8 protein-coding genes are annotated in these 6,811 nt (G+C 61.8%); 5 read left to right on the forward strand and 3 right to left on the reverse strand.

The features are described 5' to 3' along the window. Positions 1–15: 15 nt before the first annotated feature. Positions 16–564 (reverse strand): GNAT family N-acetyltransferase, encoded by a 549-nt coding sequence (locus AB0P21_RS07705; protein ID WP_363694647.1) that lies wholly within the window; start codon positions 562–564, stop codon positions 16–18. Further along, on the reverse strand, positions 561–1,853 hold the full coding sequence (locus tag AB0P21_RS07710; RefSeq protein ID WP_363694648.1) for a helix-turn-helix transcriptional regulator: 1,293 nt from the start codon (positions 1,851–1,853) through the stop codon (positions 561–563). The genes AB0P21_RS07705 and AB0P21_RS07710 overlap by 4 nt, the downstream gene beginning before the upstream one ends. 194 nt (positions 1,854–2,047) lie before the next feature. Between AB0P21_RS07710 and AB0P21_RS07715 the strand changes: the two genes are divergently transcribed. The 5 genes from AB0P21_RS07715 to tmk all read left to right on the forward strand — a co-directional run bounded on the left by AB0P21_RS07715 (position 2,048) and on the right by tmk (position 5,974). Then, positions 2,048–2,236 (forward strand): hypothetical protein, encoded by a 189-nt coding sequence (locus AB0P21_RS07715; RefSeq protein ID WP_363694649.1) that lies wholly within the window; start codon positions 2,048–2,050, stop codon positions 2,234–2,236. An 82-nt stretch (positions 2,237–2,318) separates the two neighbouring features. After that, entirely contained in the window at positions 2,319–2,651 is a 333-nt protein-coding gene (locus AB0P21_RS07720) for a hypothetical protein (RefSeq protein WP_363694651.1), read from the forward strand. Between the two features lie 452 nt (positions 2,652–3,103). Then, the gene (locus AB0P21_RS07725; protein ID WP_363694652.1) at positions 3,104–3,907 is read left to right on the forward strand and encodes a hypothetical protein; all 804 of its coding nucleotides are present in this window, start codon (positions 3,104–3,106) and stop codon (positions 3,905–3,907) included. Continuing rightward, complete coding sequence (locus AB0P21_RS07730; protein WP_363694653.1) at positions 3,891–5,360, forward strand: radical SAM protein; 1,470 nt, start codon at positions 3,891–3,893, stop codon at positions 5,358–5,360. Before AB0P21_RS07725 ends, AB0P21_RS07730 begins: the two co-directional genes overlap by 17 nt. Continuing rightward, positions 5,357–5,974: a dTMP kinase gene (gene tmk / locus AB0P21_RS07735; RefSeq protein WP_363694655.1), complete on the forward strand. Its 618-nt coding sequence runs from the start codon at positions 5,357–5,359 to the stop codon at positions 5,972–5,974. Before AB0P21_RS07730 ends, tmk begins: the two co-directional genes overlap by 4 nt. On the opposite strand, the gene AB0P21_RS07740 is transcribed toward tmk, so the two are convergent. Continuing rightward, on the reverse strand, positions 5,966–6,508 hold the full coding sequence (locus AB0P21_RS07740; protein WP_363694657.1) for a class IV adenylate cyclase: 543 nt from the start codon (positions 6,506–6,508) through the stop codon (positions 5,966–5,968). The two genes, tmk and AB0P21_RS07740, sit on opposite strands and share 9 nt — an antisense overlap. Positions 6,509–6,811 lie beyond the last annotated feature (303 nt).

A 6,811-nucleotide genomic window follows, 5' to 3' on the forward strand; every position in this document is an offset into this window, starting at 1 on the left:
ATCAGGGCGCGCGACTCAGAGCTCCTTGACCATCGCCTCGAACTTCGGCATGTCCGGGAATGGCTGGATGCGACCGACGACCTCGTAACCCCACTTCGAATAGGCCCCACGCGCCGGCGTGTTGATCGGGTCCACGAGCAAGGTTGCTCGCTCCTCACTGCGATCAACCAGGAAGTGTGAGTGCAGCGCCTGCGCAACACCATGTCGTCGCCACTCGGATCGCACCATCATGTCGATGACTCCGAGCGTGCGACCCTCGAACTCCCTCGTGATCTCATCAGAGATCGGATCGATCGCGCCCTGCCACCACTTCGTCGTTACGGCGAGCTGATGCCCATAGATGCACCCGATCGGCTTGCCTTCATGTTCGGCAACCACCAACCGAAAGCCGGGAGCGGTCAGACGCCCCGGCCATGACTCAGCCATTCGCTCGAGCTGAACCGGTCCCTGGTTGTGTGGCGGCGGGAAGAAGGCTTCGGCGTACAGCTCTTTGACGGCCTCTAACTGGTCGGCTGCTGTGCTCGGACCATGGACGTGCAACACGACACCATCGAGGCCGCTCATACCGCTGGGAGGAGCAGTCGGTCGATCGTGGTGGCGAAGTCTCGGGCAGGCCCGTATGTCGCCCCCGCTAGCAATCGAGCAGTTTCCCGCAGCTCGGCAGTCACCCGCTGAGAACCCTTCCGAACAGTGCTGCTGAGCGCCTGGCGACTCACGGCCACCGCCTCTTCGTACTTGCCGACACGGGCCAACGAGTTGCCGAGATGTGCAACGTAGATGGCGTGATTCCGCGGTGCGGCAATCGGGTCCACAGAGGCAACCGCTTCTTGTGCAGCGCGCTCAGCAGCGGGCATCCGACCACTCAGGCGGGCGACGTGCATCTCGTGGATAGCCAAATCGCCCGGGCCCCAGAATCGCAGCCACTGCGGCTCATTCTCGGCTCGGCCCCGATCGAGGAGTCTCTGTGCACGCGTCAACGCAGACGCAGAAGCGGCGTCGTTTCCAAGAGCTGCGTACCCCATCGCCTCGCGGGCAGCCAAGAGCGACAGCATGGCCGGCGACGCCCCGGTGATTTTGGCGGCCGACTGCGCCAGCCCGATCACGTCGTGACCCCGATCAGCGCTATCGGCAGCCTCTCGCGAGAGCGAAGCAAGGGCGCTCATCCGCCATTGTTCGATACCGTCACCAAGGTCGGAGAGATGGAGCGTCTCTAGCCACCAGCGCCGAGCCGCTTCACGCTGTCGAGCGTCGTACGCCTGCCATCCGGCTTGGATCATCGTGGCTGCCGTGACCTGACGAAGGCTCCGGCCCACCGCGGCGGTGTAGCTCGCGCCAGACAGCGTGCTCCGAAGACGTGTCGCCATGCCGGCGGTCAGCTCATAGACGACACCGCCGCCTTGGGTCGCTTCAAGATTCTGCAAGCGATCAAGAGCGGTCCAACATTCATTGACGACAGCCAGTCCGATCTTGCGACCTGGGCTGGAATCCGAGACGGCGGTCGGAAGCATGGCAGCGGATGCCACGGCGAGGGCGGCTTTGAGCATCTCACGACGTTCCATGTCTTCCAGGCTAGGCCCTGTAAGGCCGTCGTTGTCAGGCCTGCCGCCGAAGATGCCGCGTGGGATAGATAACGCATCAGCCAGATCCATCAGAACAACTGGATCGCGCAAGTGGTTCTGCTCGATCCGAGAGATCGTTGCCTGGGAGTACCCCGATCGGCTGGCCACGTGGCTCTGATGTAGCCCAAGTGCCTGCCGTACAAGGCGAACGACGGTTCCATGGCTGCCGGACGCGACGGCACTCCTGCCTCGCGCCGAGGTCAGGATGTTTAGCACAACCGCTTCGTCGTCCATCTTATGAACAGTGTAATTGCGCGGTCGCATTCTGTGCACCCGTCCTGTATTCAGCCGAGAATACGGCGTGGATACCGCCCGGCAGAACCGGGATCGTCTATCGGCATGACAGCAAGTACGTGGGTCCTCACACTCATCTCCGCCGTGCTGTACATCTTCATCGTCCGCGACATCGTTCGGGAGGTGCGTGGCGAATGACCACGCTTGCGGAGCGTCCGCTCCCAACGGATCGCTGGGTCCGTGTCTGGTTTGGCGAACACGTCATCGCGGAGTACACCGCCGAGCCAGAGACAGCGATCCGGTACCAGGCCGCGATGACTCGGCGCTTTGCCAGTCTGCGAGTAACCATTGAGCCGGCGGTGTCAGATGCCGACCTCTCGTGAAAGGACAGCGCCGCCGTCCCTGGTGGGATCGACTCTGGGCGCATCTCATCACCAAGTTCCGGCAGTGGCGGGACGAGGAGCGGTGAGCGACGTCGACTACACACGTCCGCTGCTTCTCGGGTACGTCCTCAAGCACCTGCTCATGACCGACGGCGAATTGGTCGACATCAAGGCTCAGCTTGAGGAGTTCGCTCGGGTCGAAGGCTTTGCGATGGGGACGATTTACACCGAAGAGACCGAGACGACGCCGGCAGCGTTTGAAGCGCTGATCGACGCAGTCAACCGCTATGAGGTGACGACGGTCGTCATCCCCAGCCGACTGCACTTCGCCGCTCTGGCTGTGACCCATGACGTCAAGGACACCTTCGAGCGAGCAACTGGCGCAAGAGTCGTCATCGCGAGCAACACCCCATGATCTGGCGGAACCGGTGGGGGAGTCGTCGTCCTCACAACCTCACGTGCAGAAGATCGCTGTACACCACCAGTTCCGTCACCAAAACGTCCCTGTCTGAGCCCTCCCCGAGTCCCCTGGCTCCTCACCGGCTCAGACAGGGACCCCATAGACCGGCTGGCGCGGAACAGGGGACGAGGCTGAACCGCGCCAGCCGCTCCAAACCTCCCGATGCGAACCCGTCGGGAGTGGCCGCGCCGCCCACTTTTACCAGGTTTGCAGCCCTGACGAGGGCGGCGCGGCCTGCTCTGCAACAGCTACGCAATCGAGATATTCAAGCGATCATTCACACTCAAAGGTCGTTGTTCGCATTCTAATCTCGTCAACAAACTCGGAGGCACGTGACAGGCAGGCCTATCTCGCCGTGAGATAATAGGTTGTTACCTATTTACCTAACCGCAAAGGCAATAAGTCAAATGACGACAGTGGATTTCGTGATGACAGAACATGCGTCTTGGAGCGCGACGGCTGACGGCGCGAGCCGGATTGTCGCCATGCCCGACGGCGGACGCTGGCTCGTCACAACAGACGGTGGATCGATCGTCCAGCAGTCGCTAGATGAGTCATCCATGACGCCCACGGTCGACGTCTTCTCGCTCAGCGGCAGAATAGGGGCGGCACCCGAGCTGACGGCAGCCCTCAGCGATATGGGAACGGTTGCCCGGATGCGCAACCTCAACCTCTGGGACGCCATCGGCACCGCCATCATTCGCCAGGTCATCCGCGCTGGTCAGGCAAAGAAGCTCTACCGCGCTTTCTGTGAAGAGTTTGGCGAACAAGCAATCTTGCCGGACGGCCAGGTGCACAGCCTGTTCCCGGGTCCGGAAATGGTTCTGAAGATTGGCGCCGATGAATTCAAGTCGGTTGGCATGGCGTTCAAGCGGCCCGCAATACAGGCCGCCGCTCAGGCGTACATCGACCACAGCGAACTCTGGCATGACCTGGAACCGACCGACCTTATTGATGCACTTCAAACAGTGCCTCGCATCGGCCCTTGGACTGCGCGAGCGGCAGTGGCGGACTGGAGCAACGACTGGTCGCTCTACCCGTACGCCGACCTCGCCGTCCGAACCTGGGCCAAACGAGCAGCACCGTCATACGTCTGGCCAAGTGATGAGCCCGCCTTTGAAGGGGTATGGCGCACGTTGGCAGGCGATCATCTGTCGTCTTTGACGCTCCTGACTCTCGCTTGGGGAAGTAAACATGGAGACATCGGCTAGCGACTCCGTCGCCGGATCTGACCCAACTCGCCGCCTTGATGCAGTGTTCTTGAACGCGCCGCTTCGGGACTACAGCCTCAGGCCACGTACTAACGACTTCACACTGCCGGTCCTCGGTATGGGCTACATCGCCACCTATGCGGAGCATCAGGGCTTCAACGTCGGTGTGCTCGACGCCGAATCGCTCGGCCTCGGAATCGACGAGGCCATCACCCAGGTCAACGCCCTCCAGCCTCGTTGGGTCGGCTTCAATCTGCTCGCCCCCACCTACGAGATCAGCGCTCAAATCGCTGCCGGCCTCGACCCCGCCATCGACCTTATGGTCGGCGGACACCAGGCCAAGGCCATGCCAGCCGAAACACTGATGGATCCGCGGTTCAACCGCGTCGAAGCCTTGGTGCTCGGAGAAGGCGAAACTCGCGTGGCTGAACTGCTGAGAGATAGGCGCAGCCGCGCCGATCTTCCCGGCGTGATGTGGCGTGACCCGATTCTCAAGACGCCTGTCACTGGTGGCGGCATGGGCCTCGGCCACCACCTGGCGCCCGACGTCGACCAACTTCCCTTTGTTGACCGGAAGTTCCTCGCCGACGACCCGTACAGAGCTGGCGACGGCCGACTAGAGGCCAACATGGTCGGCGCTCGCGGCTGCCCCTACGACTGTTCGTTCTGTGGCGCGGCGGTGTCGGCAAATTCCGACATCACGATCCGCACCCGCAGTCCGGAGAACATCATCGAAGAGATGCGACAGCTTGACGATAGGTACGGCGTGACAGCGTTCCGCTTCGTTGATGATCTGTTCCTTGGCTACGAACGGTTCATTCGTCAGTGCATGGCTGCCTTCACCGAGCACCAGGTCGGCAACCGCCATGTCTGGGACGCCACCGGACGAATCAACATCCTGCACCGCATGAGTGACGACATGCTCGACGTCCTACAGGCAAACGGCTGCCGTGAGATCGCACTAGGGGTCGAGTCCGGCAGCGAACGTCTCCTCAAGTACATGGGCAAGCGCATCACGCCTGATATGACGGCTTCTGTCGTCGAGCGGCTGACGGCCCGCGGGATCTCAGTCAAGGGGTACTTCATCCTCGGGTTTCCGACCGAGACGCGCGAAGAGCTGAGCGAGACGGTGGATCTCGCCTTCAGGCTCTGGGACATCACCGATCGCTATCCCGGGCGCTTCCGGGCCAGTGTCTTCGAGTTCCGCCCCTACCCCGGTACTCCCGAGTGGCACCGGCTCATCTCGACTGGCAAGTACGAACCACAGCAGCTTCTCGATTACAGCGCCGTCGACCTCACCAGCGGTGGCGTCGACGAAGCCATGCGCGGACGCGACGAGTTCAATTTCTCGGTCAATATCCAGTTCGGGGAAGCGTCGATCGATGAGGTGCGAGACCGTTTGACCCTTCTGACCCGCGAGCAGCACTCGCGATCCAGAGTGCGTGCCGCATGACGCCGGCCTCCGGTGGGTTCATCGCTATCGAAGGGCCGAGCGGTGTCGGCAAGAGCACGCTAGTTGGGCTCCTCACTGAGGAACTGAGGCAGCGTGGCCTCCGCGTCGTCAGCACGAAGGAACCCACCGACTCGAATCTGGGCAAGATGGCCAGGAACGGGACGCGGGAGTTCAGCGAACTGACCCTTGCTTGCCTCGTGGTTGCGGATCGGTACCACCACCTCGAGCAAACCATTCGGCCCGCCATTTCAGACGGTGCGATCATCGTGTGCGACCGCTACGTGCCCAGCACCCTCGTGCTCCAGCAGATGGACGGCATCGATCCCGGATTTCTCTGGGCACTCAACCAGTACGCCGACCCGCCCGACCTGACGATCGTCCTAAGCGGCAATCCCGAGCTCTCGAAGCGACGGGCGCTCCAGCGCGGCATCTACAGCCGATTCCATGCCGGCGACGCCGAGGCTGAACATGCCCTCTACCAACAAGTCAGCCAAGAACTCGAGCAAGCCAACTGGAACATCCTGCAACGGACCGTCGCTGAGGAGAGTGCAGCCGAGGTGCTAGCCGACCTGCTACCGCAGATACTCGACCATCTCCCAGAGCGCTTAACGTGACTGCTGAGCTGCCCGCACCAATGCGTCATAAGGCTCATCGGTGCGACTGGCCGGTACACCGAGCCCGTTGACGAACCCGGCAAGCTCGGCCTGTACTTCTACGCCTGAGGCCTCTGGCGAGACGATGCGTTCCAGCTCCAAGAAGGTGCCGATGCCGTCAACCTCATCAACGCACAAGCTCATGTCCGGAAGCACCGCGGTACGACGAGTCTTGGTGATGCGAACAGTAGGGCGGTATCCCATCGCCAAGATCGCATGATGCATCTGATCTGGATCATCGACTGCTGTCTCGTGCTCATCGCACGACAACGCGTTCTCTGCCGGCCTCTTGAGAGTGAACGTGTGCTGGCCCTCGATAGCACGCAGGCGGACGAACGACACACCCAACTTGCTATCCCCGTACGACCAGTCCTCAGGGGCGTACGCCTGATCATCCTGGAGTACCGGCGGGCTCAGGGCGATGCCAGCCGACTTGAGGGCCAAATGCAAAGCCTCCACGTCCTCGACGTGGTACTTCACCTCAACCTCGCGCACCGACAACCCTCCACGCTGAGATTCAACTTGCGGCGCAAGTCTGACACAGTCACGACGGCGTGTCCGCACAGGCTCGCCGCACCGAGGTCACGGGCAACTATACCTACAAGAGCTTTCGGCTCAAGTTCTATTCCTCGCGTGACTTTGGGCGTCTCGCTCGCTTTATGACCAGGTGTGCGATGAGGGAGCTCCCCGGCCTCAGCGACCTCTACCTCATTAAAGATTTCTTGACTGCCTTTTGCTTCACTACGGTGCACGCCGCGGCACCTCGCCAACCACAAGCACGGCGGCGACTATTCTTGT

Origin of the sequence: Kribbella sp. NPDC056861, from assembly GCF_040687575.1 — a bacterium.
In the GTDB taxonomy this organism is placed as follows: domain Bacteria; phylum Actinomycetota; class Actinomycetes; order Propionibacteriales; family Kribbellaceae; genus Kribbella.

What these genes read in the sequence shown, in the direction of transcription:
- AB0P21_RS07705 (WP_363694647.1), bottom strand. Translation starts at nt 564, where the DNA reads ATGAGCGGCCTCGATGGTGTCGTGTTGCACGTCCATGGTCCGAGCACA.
- AB0P21_RS07710 (WP_363694648.1), bottom strand. Translation starts at nt 1,853, where the DNA reads ATGGACGACGAAGCGGTTGTGCTAAACATCCTGACCTCGGCGCGAGGC.
- AB0P21_RS07715 (WP_363694649.1), top strand. Translation starts at nt 2,048, where the DNA reads ATGACCACGCTTGCGGAGCGTCCGCTCCCAACGGATCGCTGGGTCCGT.
- AB0P21_RS07725 (WP_363694652.1), top strand. Translation starts at nt 3,104, where the DNA reads ATGACGACAGTGGATTTCGTGATGACAGAACATGCGTCTTGGAGCGCG.
- AB0P21_RS07730 (WP_363694653.1), top strand. Translation starts at nt 3,891, where the DNA reads ATGGAGACATCGGCTAGCGACTCCGTCGCCGGATCTGACCCAACTCGC.
- tmk (WP_363694655.1), top strand. Translation starts at nt 5,357, where the DNA reads ATGACGCCGGCCTCCGGTGGGTTCATCGCTATCGAAGGGCCGAGCGGT.